Consider the following 15,638-nt stretch of genomic DNA (forward strand, 5'->3'; position numbering starts at 1 on the left):
GGGAACTAACAATTCCTTTTATTGATATTTGTTATATATAGGGCTGTTAAATTTGAAAAAAGCCGGAATAGGGCTAAATTCAAGTATAAATCAGTGATAGACCCCATACGGGATGAGGTCTATGGCTCAGAGAATTACCCCGGCTGTTTGAGTAAATCTTTTAGTGCATATAATTGTGCTAAGGCTTCGCGTGGGCTCAGGTTGTCTACATCGATGTCCTCAAGTAATTCGAGAGCTGGAGATTCTTTCTCAATTTCGACAATACGTTCCACTGGCTCTACAATTTCCGGCAGTGCAAATAGATCATGTTGTAGACTCTTTGGTTTGACCAGTTGTTGCTTTTCCAGAATCTTTAAGCGGTTTTGTGCTTCTTTAATGACTGATGCCGGAATACCGGCAAGTTTCGCCACCTGTAAGCCATGACTCTGGCTGGCAGGGCCATGTTGTACCTTATGTAACAAAATCAGATTGCCATTCAGTTCTTTAGCCGTGACATGGTAGTTATCAATGCCGCTTTCTTTATCGAGTTCGGTCAGCTCAAAATAATGGGTTGCGAATAGACACAGGCATTGAATGCGTTTGCTCAGATCCAGCACACAGGCCCAGGCCAGAGACAGGCCATCATAGGTACTGGTGCCACGACCGACTTCATCCATTAGTACCAGCGACTGACTGGTGGCATGATGCAGAATTTGCGAAGTCTCGGTCATTTCCACCATAAAGGTCGATTTGCCAGTTGATAAATCATCGGCAGAACCAATACGGGTGAAAACCCGGTCAATAGGCCCTAAAGTCGCAGCTTGTGCAGGAACATAAGCCCCGCAATACGCCAGCAAGACGATCAATGCGGTCTGGCGCATAAAGGTCGATTTACCGCCCATATTGGGTCCGGTAATAATCGCCATGCGATGGGAAAAGTCCAGTCGCGTATCGTTCGGTGTAAAAGCAGTTTTGCTTAAAGCTTCCACCACCGGATGACGGCCAGCAGTGATACTTACACCGACTTCAGGGCTGAATTTTGGACGTGACCAGTTGCGTAAACGTGCCTGATGGGCAAAATTAGCAATCAGATCAATCTGGGCAATGGCGCTGCTCATCATCTGTAAATTGCCGATATCCTGACGTAGTTCATCCAGCAGCATTTCAAACAGCATTTTCTCACGGGCCAAAGCACGCGATTCGCTAGATAAGACTTTGTCTTCAAATGCTTTGAGTTCAGGCGTGATGTAGCGTTCGGCATTTTTCAGGGTTTGCCGGCGGATATAATGCTCGGGTGCCTGTTCGGCCTGTGTACGGGTCAATTCAATATAATAGCCACTGACACGATTGTAGCCAATTTTCAGTCCCGGAATGCCACTGGCTTCACGCTCTTTAATTTCCAAATCAATCAGGAACTGGCTGGCATGATCGCGAATCTGTCGCAATTCATCCAGTTCACTGTCAAAACCTTCTGCAATCACATTCCCATCACGCAGCAGGACGGGCGGATTTTCCACAATGGCGGACATCAGGCGTTGATGCAGACCATGGAAATCTCCGAGTTCTTCATTTAGCTGGATTAATAGCTCAGACTGTTGTTGACTGACAATCGGCTGTAGGGCATGGCGTAAAAATGGAATTTGCGCACAGGCCTGACGTAGTTGTACCAGATCCCGCGGTCGGGCACTGCCCAAAGCAATTCGGCTCAGGACACGTTCAATATCGCTAATTTCCTTAAGTACCAAACGTACAGGTGCTTCATGGAAACCTTGTAGCAGGGCCTGGATGGCATCTAAACGTTCATCCAGCAAGGCAGTGTCACGCAAAGGCTGCATCAGGGTGCGACTCAGCAAGCGTCCACCCATAGCCGTCTGGCAATCATTAATTAACTGAAACAGTGAAGTACCATGCTCAAATAAAGGCTCAATCAGTTCCAGATTGCGACGTGTCACTGGATCTAGGGCGATAAAGTCGGAACTCTGTTCTAGCTGAATCGAACGAATATGTGGTAAAGCGGTTTTCTGGGTTTCTTTGGCATAGTGAATCAGTGCCGCAGCGGCAGCTTTTGCCAACGGCAAATGATCAATCCCGAAACCGGAAAGTGTGCTGACGGCAAACTGGTCGCACAAGGTTTTTTGTGCATTGTTCAGGTTAAAGTCCACATTGGGACGCTTCGTCACGGAAATATCAAGTTGCTGCTTGAGTTGCTCGGTCAGCATCGGATCAGTGGTATTTTCATCCAGCAAAATTTCGCTTGGCATTAAGCGCGCCAGTTCAATCATGAGCTGGTTAAGATCATAATCCTGCTGCTGTACTTTAAATAAGCCGGCACTGAGATCGAGCAGTGCAATCCCGATCTGATTTTGCTGAATACATAAAGCCACCAGATTAGAGCTTTGATGTGCACCGAGCATGGCATCATCGGTCAGGGTGCCCGGGGTGATAATCCTTACCACGCCGCGCTCCATGGGAGCCTTACCGCGAGTGCTCTCGCCCTCACCAATCTGCTCACAGATCACCACCGTTTCGCCTTTTTTGACCAGACGGGCCAGATAGCCTTCGGCTGCATGGTAAGGCACACCTGCCATCGGGATCGGCTGACCATTGGCTTTACCGCGATGGGTCAGGGTAATGCCTAAAATTTTGGCTGCCTTGTGTGCATCTTCAAAGAACAGTTCATAAAAATCACCCATACGATAAAACATCAATGAGTGTGGATGCTGCACTTTCACCGACATGTATTGCTGCATCATGGGCGTTAAGGTAGAAAGATCAGCCATAATTTCCGAACTGGTCATTAAAAATAAATCCTTTCAACAAGAGAGAAATGCAAATACTGATAAGCAGCGTATGCACAAAAAATTAAAGCACATCTAAACAGATCTATAAAAATATTTTATCGAGGATCTGCTCAGGAGCATAGTGAATGAGGTCGCTTATCTTAGGGTGCTTTAAATCAAGATTGAAACAAGTCTATCAAATTTAATTTTTAGAAAGAAATGAAATTCCAGATGAATGTTTAAGTCATGCGACAGATCTGTCGGTCTGAGTTTTTATTCAGCATGATTTCCAATTTTAAAAAACAAACCACTGGATGTGAACATGCAGTGGTTGATTTAAATTAAGGGAATTGTTTATTCGGGATCATAAAGACCAAGGTCAGACAGGTGTAATCTGAGAATCCGGCGCAATTCCAATACAGCCTCAGGGGTTTCCTGAATGGAATGGCCACCCTTGATCACTTTACTGGATACCGCACCTTGCAAATAAGCACTTTCGTAGGAAACAATCCCATCACTCATCAGTTGAGGTTCTGTAGTATCTACGGTATTACCGATGATGGAGTGAAATTTGAAGCCGGTATAGGGCTGAATGTTTTTAGTCAGCACATTGAATTTCGAATTTTCACTCAAATCACTCGGGCCATTTTGAATCAGGTCATGTCCCAGTTCTTTGATAAATTCTTTTAATCCGATTTCGCCTTGTAAAGTATCAGCAAAGGCACCTAAAAATGCACCTGGAACCCGAATAATTTTACGCGCCAGTTTGGTATGCCAGCGATTGGCATATTCTGTGCCACGATGCGGTGTGGCCAAGAAAATCGCCCGACTAAAATTTGGAATCGGCTGCATTTGCAGGCGTGCTTGAAACAGCGGTTTATCCTTAAACTGTTCAATACGGGTATTTTGTACCAGTTTAAAAGCATCTTGGCTGATATCGGCATTGCTGACCATCAAACGGGCAATCACGCCGCCCATACTATGTCCGACCAGTACTGCATCTTTTTTAGCTGCGGCATTGTTCGCGACCTGGGCAAATCCTTGCTGAACCAGTGCATTGATTTGAAAACGGCTTTCCAGAATCGGCATGTTGGTAGAATAAAACACCTGCCAGACCTGAAAGTTTTCTCTTAGAACCGGATCACCCATAATATCGTTGGTCATACGAATCCAGGCTTCGGGGCTGCTGGCCAGACCATGGACCAATACCAGGATCTTCTTGTTCGGATTATAAGGTTCCAGCATATACAGGTGGGGCATGCTCAGACTATCATCCCGATCAATCAGGGTCAGATAGGCCAGACGCCCCAGATTGTTCTCGGCCAGCCATAAACCATAAGGTGCTGAAAAATTGGCTGCCAGAGCATATTCCTTAGAAGCGACCTTAATTTTTTCATATTTATAGGGATCATAGAGTTTCAGATGAAATTCGGAGGTCGATAAAATCTGTTCAGTACTATTGGCTGATTTAGGTACAGCGGTGATCGTGGTGGCCAGATATCGTGCTGCGTGGATATTGGGATTGATACCATTCGGATATTTGTGATTGAGTGGGTCAGTAATATATTTTTTATCTTTTTCGGATGGTTGCTGCTCCGGTAGAACCACTAAAAACTCTGAACCAAAACCGTCACGACGGGTAATTGAACGAAGCCCAGAGAAGTTCATGTTGTAGGTGGATAATAGTTGCTCAATGGGCTGGTTTTTCAGCTGCGGAAAATTTTCCAGATTAAGAGTGTATACACTTTCACCAACCTGAATCCGTTGGCCGGAACGCTTGGTTTCATAACGTTCAGCATAGCGTTGAATCAGATGAGCAATCGCCAGGTTATAAAAATCACGAATCTGAACCTGACGGTTGTCGAAAATACGGTCTTGCGGGGCACGCTCGGTTTTAAACAGGTAGGCATAACTATAACGAATGCTTTTATCCAGCATGCTGAGCTGCTGATCCAGACATTTCTGGATATTCTGTTTTTGCAGCTGTTGCTTTTCCTGAGATTGGGTCTTGCTCAAAACACTGGTGTTGCACTCGGCTGACTTGGCATTCTGTAAAGAATTGGCGAGATACAACTCACTTGCTGTAGAAAGTAATTGTTCATCTAAAATCTGGGGAATCTTTTTAAGATCCTTTACACATTCTTCGGGCTGGTCAATACAGATCTGGGCTTCACGCCCCGTCATGGACAACACATTTAGACTGGCTTCGCTCAGTTTGTCGCGCGTCAAAATACTGTCACGCTCATTGCTGAGTGTGACATTAAGTGCCTGTTCCTTAACACTGACCACCTGACAGCCGCTCAGCACGCTGGTGATGACTAAAGTGCACAGTATTAATCTTTTATTTATTTTTTCGTGCATAAAACCTTTCACTGAATTTAAGTTGTAAGTTTGGATAATGGTTTGTATTTTACTAATTTTTTCTCATAAAAATAGACCGCCGTAGCAGTCTATTTGTAATCAGAGAAAGAAGATAAATTTTGATTATGGCGTTTTAGGCGTTGCAGCAGCTGGAGCTTGATTTGCGGTTTGCAGAACTTGCCAAACATTCCAGCGACCTTGTTTCTCAATTTCCTGAATCAGACGGTCTGCCACTTCAGCTTCTTGCGGGTATTTCACTTTATAGTTTGCCAAGGTTTGAGCCGCATTTTTTTTCTGTTCCAGCGCAATATAATTATTGGCTGCAGCAAGATAGGCTTCCTGAACGCCAGCTTTCATGGCTTTGTCCAGATAAGGGATCGCTTCACGTTGACCGCCACCTTCGGACAGGCCAAAGCCGAACCAGAAGTTCACTTCAGGATCATCTTGGTTGATCTTAAGAATTCGTTGTGCATAGGTCAGGGATTTGGTGGTATAGACTGAACCCAGATCCAGATTACGTGCCATGACACTGGCTTTAAATGCACGTACCAGAACATCGAAAGAGGCATTTTCACGTGCAGCTAAAGTATCCAGCTGTTGAGTGACTTCACGCAGTTTGGCTTCAAAGCCACGACGTTCCTGACGATCGCTAAAACGTGGTGGATAATGACGTGCTTTACCTTCCACCATTTGCAGGAAATCATCAATCTCGGTGATGTCGATTTCATTGGTATTTGCCAGAGCCGCATAACGCATTGAACGTGTATTGCTGTCTACAATGGGAATAATCAGTTTATTGACATCCAAGGTTAATTGCTTGGATGGATCATTTGGATGAGTCACGACCATTTTGGTCACGGGTTGAGCCGCAGCTTTTTGCAAATGCACCTCAAACGGAGGTGGTTCATTATAATTGAATGGATTTAATGCATAAAATGGCGGACTTAATTCAGGTTCTACAAAAACCACTTGATCCACAGGTTTCTCAGCAGACTTCTGAGAGACGGTCGAACATGCAGTCATTGTGAATGCTAAACAAGCAAGTGCCAAGGGCTTAAAGGTCATAATATTCATCCATTCGTGTTATTTTTTAAAACAGCTAGTACAAAAATCACATGACCGTCAGTCTATGAAAACTCTAACGATCATGCAAGTAAATGCATGTTACAGAATTGAACGCTCTATTCAGGCTTTAGACTGACTGGTTTGAGCTTCACATTCACGGCGCGCTTCTTCCAGAATCTGTAATTCTTTTTTGCTTAAAGGCTGACCATCTTGTTGCTGTTTATTAAAGGTCGGATCCAGCAAAGAAAGACGGTTGCACAAGTTGTTCATGCGTTTTTCATTTTGCTGAATACGGTCCAGCAGAATGCGCATACCCTCCAGAATTGGATCAGACTGGTCTTCAGTTGCAGCATAGGGCTGGAAGCCGATACTTTCTGCATAATCACGACGACGGGTTTCTGCATCATCCTTCGGTTTATTTTTGGTAATAAAGCGTGCAGGGTTACCCACAGCCGTCGTGTTTTCAGGAACTGCTTTAGTCACGACCGCATTAGAACCGACCTTGGCATTTTTACCGACAGTAAATGGCCCTAAAATCTTGGCACCAGCGCCAACCACCACGCCATCTTCTAAAGTTGGATGGCGTTTGCCTTTATTCCAGGTCGTTCCACCCAAAGTCACCCCATGATAGAGGGTAACATCATCGCCAATTTCTGCAGTTTCCCCAATTACGACACCCATACCGTGATCAATAAAGAAACGACGGCCTATCTTGGCGCCCGGATGTATTTCAATACCAGTCGCAAAACGGCTAAATGAAGACAATGCACGTGCAGTTCCCTTACAGTCTTTGTTCCATAGCTCATGTGCCATGCGATGCATGATCAGCGCATGGATGCCAGGGTAAGTGGTTAAGACTTCTAAGGTATTGCGTGCTGCAGGATCGCGCGCAAAGACAGCTTGTATATCTTCTTTGAGCTGTTTTAGCATTAGATTTGATCCTCGTCCTGTGATGATATATGTGAAGATTTTTTCCACGTGCCGTTATTTAAGGCCTGAACGCGGCTGAAAATACCACGAAGTAAATGATATTCCATACGATCTAATTGTATACGTCCAAAGAGACGACGCAAGCGTAAAGGCAATAATCTTGGATTTTTTGGGTCCATAAATTCAATTTCGGCCAGCATTTTTTCCAAATGCGGATAGAACTGTTCCATCTGCGCATGATTCACCAAAGGCTCATCCCATTCCATTTCAATGCCATCAATGACTTGCATGGTTGCTTTAGCATCACGTGGTTGTTCAATCTGGCTCATGGCTGCCATGCGCATTTCATAGCAGATCACCTGAATGGCTTGAGCCACATTCAGTACGCCGTAATCGGTATTGACTGGAATGGTCAGGTGATAGTTGGCCATTGCCAGTTCTTCATTGGTCAGACCGCGGTCTTCACGGCCAAATAGAATTGCAACTTCTTGCTGCTCTTGTACCACGGCGCTCATGGCTTTTGTCGCAGCAGGGCGCACATCTAACAGCGGCCAGGGAATGGTACGGCTACGTGCGCTGGTACCGAATACAATCTGACAGTCTTTAATGGCATCTTCGAGCGTTTCTACAATCTCGATCTGCTCGATCAGGTCAGTTGCGCCTGCGGCCAGTGCATCAATATCCGGATGCGGATAGGTTTTTGGCGCCACCAGAACCAGCTTGGACAGGCCCATGGTTTTCATGGCGCGTAAAGCACTGCCGATGTTGGCAGGTAAAGTGGTATTGACCATGACAATACGCACATGGGAGAGATGTGCTGAAACAGCAGCATTGTCAATTTGACTCATGAGGATTCCAATTTAAAGGTTTTTTAAAGATCAGGATTTATGAATATTGTGGCTGGGATTCAGCCTGATACAGTTCCAGCGCATCGTCCATGCTCATGCCAGCAGGTGGTGGTGGAACATTGACCGGTTTGGCCTGTTCATAAGAAACAGCTTTGGCGGCTTTGGACTTGACCTGATATTCAATATGCAATGCTTCTTTACCAAAATAATCACGCAATTTAGCCAATAGTTCGTCCAGTGGTGCCACTTTCCAGTTGAGACCCAGATGAAGTTCAGTCGTAGCATAAGGATAGTCTAAATACAGAATTACCGGAATATGCGCTGACATGTCGATATTGGTATATGGTGTCAAAATCTGCTGCAAGTCACGACTCAGACTTTTACTGAAATGCTCGGCAGTTAGGGTGATTTTAATGCTGTTGGCACGCTTCTGGCGAATTTCATTCAGGCTAAAGGCTTTAGTAAGACGTCCCATTGGGCGGTCAAAGCCTTCACGCTCATAAATTTCACCTTCAATCACCACAACTTTATCCAGCTGGATAATCTCTTTAAAGCGGTTAAAACGTTCATGATTGGCTGAAATTTCAATACGCGCCGTACCATCATCCAGGGTCATCATCATCCGGTTCGGGAAGTTGGCAATATCCACCACCAGTCCTGCAAAGACGGTGGTGACACCACGGCGGGTCGGCGTCAGCTCATTGATCTGACTAGGTACAAAGGATTTCAGTTCATTACGATAGACATCAATCGGGTGGCCGGTGAGGTACAGGCCGAGGGTGTCTTTTTCACCTTTCAGGCGAACTTCATCCGCCCATGGCTTGACCGGTTTAGAGGGTTTGCGCTGAACTTCTTCCACTTCACCAAACAGATCCATGATGCCGGTTTCACGGTTGGAGCGCGCCTGTTCCGCAGCTTGCACCGCTTCAGGCAGTTGTGCCATCAGGTCGGCACGATCAATGCCTAAACAATCCAGCGCACCGGAGCGAATCAATGCTTCCAGGGTACGTTTATTGATTTTTTTCAGGTCAATACGATGACAGAAATCAAACAGGTCACGGAAAGGACCTTCTTGTGTACGCGCGTCAATCACTGATTGCATCGCAGCTTCACCGACACCTTTAATCGCACCCAGACCATAGACAATGGTTTGTTCATCCGTGGCATGGAACTGATACAGCGACATATTCACGGAAGGTGGTAAAACTTCCAGGTTATTCTTGCGACAGTCATCAATCAGGAATACCACGTTGTCGGTGTTCTGCATCTCCGAGGTCAACACCGCAGACAGGAATTCCGCCGGATAATGCGCTTTTAGCCATGCAGTCTGATAGGCAACCAAAGCATAGGCCGCAGCATGTGATTTGTTAAAGCCATAGCCGGCAAACTTTTCCATATAGTCGAAAATATGGTTGGCAGTGGCTTCATCAATGTCTTTTTTCGATGCACCTTCAATAAAGATCTGGCGCTGTTTGACCATCTCTTCCGGTTTTTTCTTACCCATGGCACGACGTAACAAGTCCGCGCCACCGAGGGTATAGCCGGCACAGTACTGTGCAGCCTGCATGACCTGTTCCTGATAGACCATAATCCCGTAGGTGGGTTCTAGTACGCCTTCAAGCAAGGGATGCAGATATTCAAAATCGCCTCCATGCATCCGGTGGATAAAGTCAGGAATCAGATCCATCGGGCCCGGACGGTACAGCGACACGAAGGCAATAATTTCTTCAAATTTGCTTGGGCGTGCCTCTTTCAGCATCTTCTTCATGCCCACAGATTCAAACTGGAATACCGCGGTGGTGTTGGCATTGGCAAAGACCAGATACGCATCTTTATCTTCCAGTGGAATATAGGCAATGTCTAGAGGCTTGTCAGATTTGATGCGTTTATTGATATTTTTAACCGCATCTTCAATCACGGTCAGGTTACGTAAACCCAAGAAGTCAAACTTTACCAGACCAGCAGATTCAACATCGTCTTTATCGAACTGTGCCACACGTGAACCGCCATCTGCATCACACATGACCGCAGAGAAATCGGTAATTTTGGTCGGCGAGATCACCACACCACCCGCATGTTTACCCGTATTCCGGGTAATGCCTTCCAGTTTGAGTGCCATTTCCCAGATTTCGGCTGCATCGTCGTTATCTGGATTGGAAGGGTTGGTTACAATATCTTTCAGCTGTGGTTCGGCTTCTAAGGATTCCAGCAGACTCAGGCCTAAAGGCTTGGTCGGGATCATTTTCGAGATACGATCGGCCAGACCATAAGATTTACCCAAGACACGCGCCACATCACGAATCGCACCTTTGGCCGCCATGGTACCGAAGGTGGCAATTTGCGAAACTGCATCACGGCCATAAGTACGCGCCACATAGTCAATCACGCGGTCACGACCTGCGATACAGAAATCGACGTCGAAATCGGGCATCGACACACGTTCCGGGTTCAAGAAACGTTCGAAGAGTAATTCATAACGTAGCGGATCAAGATCGGTGATTTTTAAGCTATAAGCCACCAGTGAGCCTGCACCTGAACCACGCCCAGGGCCTACTGGGACGCCGTTACTTTTCGACCACTGAATAAAGTCCATCACGATCAGAAAGTAGCCCGGAAACCCCATCGAGTTAATGATATTAATCTCGTACTCGATTCGCTCATCATAAGGCTTGCGAACTTCTGGCCAGTGTTCATCACGCTGTTCAGGTGGATACAGGAAATTCAGACGTTCTTCCAGACCTTCTTTGGACAAGTGTGCAAAGAAAGTATCAATGGTATGACCTTCAGGAATCGGATAATCCGGCAGAAAGTATTGACCCAGTCGCAATGTGACATTACAGCGTTTGGCAATGTGGTAAGTGTTCTCAATCGCAGAGGGAATATCCGAGAACAGCTCTGCCATTTCCTCTGCAGATTTAAAATATTGTTCAGGTGAATAGGTTTTAGGGCGGCGGTTATCCCCCAGTACATAACCATCGGCAATGCAGACTCGGGCTTCGTGGGCTTCATAATCATTGCGGGTCATGAAGTGCACGTCGTTATGTGCCACTACACCGATATTATATTTTTTGGCCAGTTTCACTGCTTCCAGAATAAAGTCATCTTCATCCGGACGGTTGGTGCGGGTCAGGGCGATATAAACGCGATTGCCGAATTTTTCGACCCATTCTTCCAGCAAGGGTTCCGCTTTTTGCGGATTTGAACTCATCAGCATCTTGCCGACATCGGAATGCATGCCGAGCAGGGCAATCATGTCCTCGGACTGGTTTAAAATCCATTGTTTTTGTACGCAGGGAATGTCTAATTGCTGACCACTGATAAAGCCTTCAGACACCAGTTCAGTCAGGTTACGCCAGCCTTTATTGGTCATCGCCAATAAGGTCATACGATGTTCGGCATCATTCAGGCGAATTTCAGAACCGAGGATCGGCTTGATGCCTTTGCCTAAGCATTTGCCATAGAACTTGACTGCGGCATGCAGGTTAGACAGATCCGTCAGCGCGAGGGCAGGCATCTGTTCTTTTTCGGCAGCTTTGACCAGGTCAGGTATCCGTACGATGGATTCAGTAATCGAAAATTCTGTATGAATACCAAGATGAACAAAGTGCATAGATGAGTCCCTGCTAAAACCATTAAATAGTTTAACATGGGATTTATTGTTTCAGTTTGAAAATGAGGGGAAATGCTGAACTTTTAGATTTTAATTAAATGTTGATTTGGGGCTTTGTTCATATCTATAACGAGATGGGATTGTTAACCGAAATTGAATTTCTGACTAGCGACATGGATGTCGCCAGTTGATCTGTGGCACAAGGAAGTATCATCAAGCCAACAGAAGATTTTTGTTACCTTGCATAGCAGTGCTTTCAAAAGTAAAAGAAGAATTTTAAATATTAGTAAGTTTATTCATGACATTATTTGAAAAATAGAATTTCGTTATTTTTACTTCAATTTTAACTTTGTAATATTTGTGCCTTACTTTTGACGGGGCAAAAGTAACAAAACCCCTTTGTTGATCTGATGGTACATCCCAGTACCACAGATCAACGGGCGACTTCCTGTCGCCATGGCACGTATCAAATAGTTGCAGGACTTTACTTTGAAATAATGAGAAAGGGTTCGTAAGTATTAAAAACAATAAAAACTAGATTAACGAAGTCGGGACAACCAGTCCCCCAGACTTTGTACAATCTGTACCAAAATCAATAACACAATCACCGTCATGATCACCACAGAGGTATCGAAACGCTGATAACCGTAAGAAATGGCCAGATCACCGATACCGCCGGCACCGACAGCACCCGCCATTGCTGTTGCACCAATCAAGCTGATGGTGGCAGTGGTCAGGTTCAGAATCAGTGAACTACGTGCTTCAGGTAAGACAAACTTGAAGATAATCTGCATTGGGGTTGCACCCATCGCTTGCGCAGATTCAATAATGCCTTCATTCACTTCCAGTAATGAGGTTTCAACCAAGCGACCAATATAAGGGCCGACATAAATAGTCAGTGGTACAATTGCGGCCCAAGTACCAATTGAAGTGCCGACCAAAAACTTGGTCAGCGGAATAACGGCAATCAGTAGAATAATAAATGGTAGTGAACGTAGCGCATTGACAATCGGATTGAGACCGTGATAAATCACACGATTTTGCAAGATGCCGTTAGGACGCGTCACCACTAAAGTAATTGCCTGAATAAAACCCCAGATACAGCCAAACAGCATTGCGAAGAACACCATATGAAAGGTTTCTTGCAGCGCTGTCACAAATTGATCCATCGACAGCGAGCTTTTCCAGAACGGCGCAGTAATTGTCGTCAGCCACTGTACAATTAAATCTCTCATGCCTGTACTCCTGCTTGATCTACCTGTACGCCGTTATCTTTCAGATATTGCACTGCAGCGCTAATCTCTGCGGAATCACCCAGGAGCTGAATAAACATCTGACCAATCACCGAACCATTAATTTCGGTCATGTTGGCAAACAGGATATTTAAACTGATATCAAACTGTTTAATCACGGCCTGAATCACCGTTTCCTGAGCCGAGCTGCCAAGGAATTTTAAACAATAAATACTGTGATGATTCTGGTTTTCCAGATTATTCAGAATATTGACCGGCAAATGTTGCTGAAGCACGGTTTGAATAAAATTTTTGGTGGTCGGGTGTTGCGGCTGACTGAAGATCTGTAGCGTGCTGCCGGTTTCAATCACATCACCTTTTTCCATCACAGCGACATAATCACAGACGGTTTCAATTACATCCATTTCATGAGTGACCATGACAATGGTAATACCTTGCTCTTGATTGATTTTTTTGAGTAATTGCAGAACTGATTTGGTGGTTTGTGGATCGAGTGCCGAAGTCGCTTCATCACAAAGTAAAATCTTGGGATGGTTGGCAAGGGCACGGGCAATCCCGACGCGCTGTTTTTGACCACCAGACAATTCATCCGGAAAAGCCTGCCGTTTATGTTTCAGGTCAATAAAATCTAATAATTCTTCGAGGCGTTTTTCCCGTTCAGCCTTGCTCCAGCCCAGAAGCTTCATAGGCATTTCGATATTGGCCGCCACGGTTTTGGTTTGCATTAAATTAAAATGCTGGAAAATCATGCCGATATTGGCACGTTCTTGACGCAATGTTTTGGCATCGAGTGCGGTAAAATCTGTTCCATTAATGATAATCTGACCTGAGCTTGGACGCTCAAGTAAATTAATCAGACGGATGAGGGTACTTTTACCGGCACCACTATAACCGATGATGCCAAAAATACTGCCGGTTGGAATCGATAGATTAATCTGATTCAAGGCATGCAAGGTTTGACCCTTAAGCTCATACTGTTTTGAAATATCTTTAAATTCAATCATAGTGTCAAAAACTGCATCACGGATAAAAAAACAGGCAAGAAATCGTCCTTGCCTGTTCTACAAGAGTATTATAGTACTATTTTGATTCAGTTAAATACGTCACCGGCTTGTTTACTGCAACTTTAGTGCCACCAAAATTTTCATCGACATACGCCTGAACTGCTGGCGTATGATACAAGGCACCTACTTTTTGCAGTACAGGATCCGTTTGACGATCTGCTGCAACCGCTAATACGTTTACATTCATTTTTGTGCTTTGATCAATTGGCTCATAGTAAACCGCATCTTTTAATACGTTTAAACCGCCTTCCATTGCCAGCGTATTGCCTAGCACAATCGCATCAACTTCATCTTTTACACGGACTGCAGTTGCCATTTGAATGGGTTTGATCACGATTTTTTTTGCATTTTCAGCCACATCAGCTGTTGTGCCTTTTACATTGTCAAAGCCAGCTTTTAATTTGACCAGACCTGCCGATTGTAAAAGTAATAACGCGCGTGATTCATTTGCACCGTCGTTTGGAATGGCAATGGTTGCACCTGTTTTAAACTCATTCAAAGATTTTACTTTGCTTGAGTAAATTCCCATTGGTTCTAAATAGGTGGTAGACAATGGTGCAATTTTTGCTGTATTGGCATCATTATACGCAACCATATAGGCATATGACTGGAATGCATTGACATCGATTTCTTTATTGGCAACGGCTGTGTTCATTGACACATAGTCAGTGAAATTTTTCACATCAAGTTTAATGCCGGCTGCTTTGGTTTCAGGTAATGTGGCGATATAGCGCCATACATCTGCATCTGAACCGGTCGATGCCATGGTTACGGTTTGAAGGCCATTCGCATCTTTGGCTTGTGCTGCATCATTGGCAGGCGCTTCTTGTTTGCCACACCCAGTCAAAGTTAATACAGAGGCACTCAATAAAACGCCAAGTAATTTTTTCATGAAATTTTCCTAATTTTAATCTTGCCTAGAGTATAAGCATTTTTAAATCGTGTTAAATAAGATTTTTATACGATCTAAGTATGTGTCCTGATCGTTGTTGGTGCTGGCCTTAAACTAAAAGATCCAAGCCTACAGCAATTGTTCTGGTGAACGCGATCAAGTCAGAAATGCCACAAACCTGATTGTAAATGATCTATTTTGGAGAGAAAAATAGATAGTTTATAAGCACATGAAGTAGTTTGAGCATTCTGGGATTGTCGATATCATAGCAATAAATCTATATTCGATATACTGGATAGCAAAGCCTTGTTTAGCTCTTTAATTGAATAAAAAACCAAGTTGTTTTATAAAAATATTAATTAAAACAATATTTTATTTATAGTAGGGATGTGGTTTTTAGGGGGGTGTTTAAATAGTGAGCTTTATAAGATTTTATCCAATCTAAATCATAAAAATGGATATATATGATTTATTGATGGAATCAAAGTAGCGTTGCGCTGTTCTAGACATCAGGGTGTTATCTCGATTCAGCTTCTTTGGGAAATAGCACATAACTTCATCGTCTGTGCATATTTGGATAAATGGGTCGGTGTCGGCGTCTTGCTATTAGATTTGCATAAATTTATTAGGGATGAGCATACAGTTTTTGTCAAAAATTTAGGTAATTTCAAAAGGTTGCATTGAGGGGCTTAGGTAACGCCGAGTTTAAGGAGTTATATAAAGCTTTGAATAAGTTGCATGAGGAAATCACCTATGCTTTAGATATAAAAAATTGAAGTAGATGTTCAAACTTATAACGATAAATTCCCATATTTGTATGACTATTGCCAATAATTTCTTGAAAATAAAGAAAATT

Annotated in this window: 9 protein-coding genes; all 9 read right to left on the minus strand. The window is 44.2% G+C overall.

Annotated features, from left to right (window positions below; translation table 11 throughout):
- Positions 1-134: 134 nt before the first annotated feature.
- Entirely contained in the window at positions 135-2,777 is a 2,643-nt protein-coding gene (gene mutS, locus FTU45_RS01470; protein ID WP_180075780.1) for a DNA mismatch repair protein MutS, read from the minus strand.
- A 336-nt stretch (positions 2,778-3,113) separates the two neighbouring features.
- On the minus strand, positions 3,114-5,120 hold the full coding sequence (locus FTU45_RS01475) for a triacylglycerol lipase (protein WP_180075781.1): 2,007 nt from the start codon (positions 5,118-5,120) through the stop codon (positions 3,114-3,116).
- Between the two features lie 123 nt (positions 5,121-5,243).
- Positions 5,244-6,185, minus strand: a complete 942-nt coding sequence (locus tag FTU45_RS01480) for an ABUW_2363 family tetratricopeptide repeat lipoprotein (RefSeq protein ID WP_005171266.1) — start codon at positions 6,183-6,185, stop codon at positions 5,244-5,246.
- Between the two features lie 120 nt (positions 6,186-6,305).
- Positions 6,306-7,115 (minus strand): serine O-acetyltransferase, encoded by an 810-nt coding sequence (gene cysE / locus FTU45_RS01485; RefSeq protein WP_005096684.1) that lies wholly within the window; start codon positions 7,113-7,115, stop codon positions 6,306-6,308.
- The gene (locus FTU45_RS01490) at positions 7,115-7,963 is read right to left on the minus strand and encodes an RNA methyltransferase (protein ID WP_180075782.1); all 849 of its coding nucleotides are present in this window, start codon (positions 7,961-7,963) and stop codon (positions 7,115-7,117) included. Before FTU45_RS01490 ends, cysE begins: the two co-directional genes overlap by 1 nt.
- A gap of 37 nt (positions 7,964-8,000) precedes the next feature.
- Positions 8,001-11,573 (minus strand): DNA polymerase III subunit alpha, encoded by a 3,573-nt coding sequence (gene dnaE, locus FTU45_RS01495; RefSeq protein ID WP_180075783.1) that lies wholly within the window; start codon positions 11,571-11,573, stop codon positions 8,001-8,003.
- Between the two features lie 539 nt (positions 11,574-12,112).
- Positions 12,113-12,808, minus strand: coding sequence for a methionine ABC transporter permease (locus tag FTU45_RS01500; protein WP_005096687.1), 696 nt, complete (start codon positions 12,806-12,808; stop codon positions 12,113-12,115).
- The gene (locus tag FTU45_RS01505) at positions 12,805-13,830 is read right to left on the minus strand and encodes a methionine ABC transporter ATP-binding protein (RefSeq protein WP_005171261.1); all 1,026 of its coding nucleotides are present in this window, start codon (positions 13,828-13,830) and stop codon (positions 12,805-12,807) included. Before FTU45_RS01505 ends, FTU45_RS01500 begins: the two co-directional genes overlap by 4 nt.
- A gap of 76 nt (positions 13,831-13,906) precedes the next feature.
- On the minus strand, positions 13,907-14,782 hold the full coding sequence (locus FTU45_RS01510; RefSeq protein WP_180075784.1) for a MetQ/NlpA family ABC transporter substrate-binding protein: 876 nt from the start codon (positions 14,780-14,782) through the stop codon (positions 13,907-13,909).
- Positions 14,783-15,638 lie beyond the last annotated feature (856 nt).

Origin of the sequence: Acinetobacter sp. YH12106, assembly GCF_013418995.1 — a bacterium.
Classification (GTDB): domain Bacteria; phylum Pseudomonadota; class Gammaproteobacteria; order Pseudomonadales; family Moraxellaceae; genus Acinetobacter; species Acinetobacter pseudolwoffii.

Coding starts and splice junctions, on each gene's coding strand:
- mutS (WP_180075780.1), bottom strand. CDS start 2,777: ATGACCAGTTCGGAAATTATGGCTGATCTTTCTACCTTAACGCCCATG.
- FTU45_RS01475 (WP_180075781.1), bottom strand. CDS start 5,120: ATGCACGAAAAAATAAATAAAAGATTAATACTGTGCACTTTAGTCATC.
- FTU45_RS01480 (WP_005171266.1), bottom strand. CDS start 6,185: ATGACCTTTAAGCCCTTGGCACTTGCTTGTTTAGCATTCACAATGACT.
- cysE (WP_005096684.1), bottom strand. CDS start 7,115: ATGCTAAAACAGCTCAAAGAAGATATACAAGCTGTCTTTGCGCGCGAT.
- FTU45_RS01490 (WP_180075782.1), bottom strand. CDS start 7,963: ATGAGTCAAATTGACAATGCTGCTGTTTCAGCACATCTCTCCCATGTG.
- dnaE (WP_180075783.1), bottom strand. CDS start 11,573: ATGCACTTTGTTCATCTTGGTATTCATACAGAATTTTCGATTACTGAA.
- FTU45_RS01500 (WP_005096687.1), bottom strand. CDS start 12,808: ATGAGAGATTTAATTGTACAGTGGCTGACGACAATTACTGCGCCGTTC.
- FTU45_RS01505 (WP_005171261.1), bottom strand. CDS start 13,830: ATGATTGAATTTAAAGATATTTCAAAACAGTATGAGCTTAAGGGTCAA.
- FTU45_RS01510 (WP_180075784.1), bottom strand. CDS start 14,782: ATGAAAAAATTACTTGGCGTTTTATTGAGTGCCTCTGTATTAACTTTG.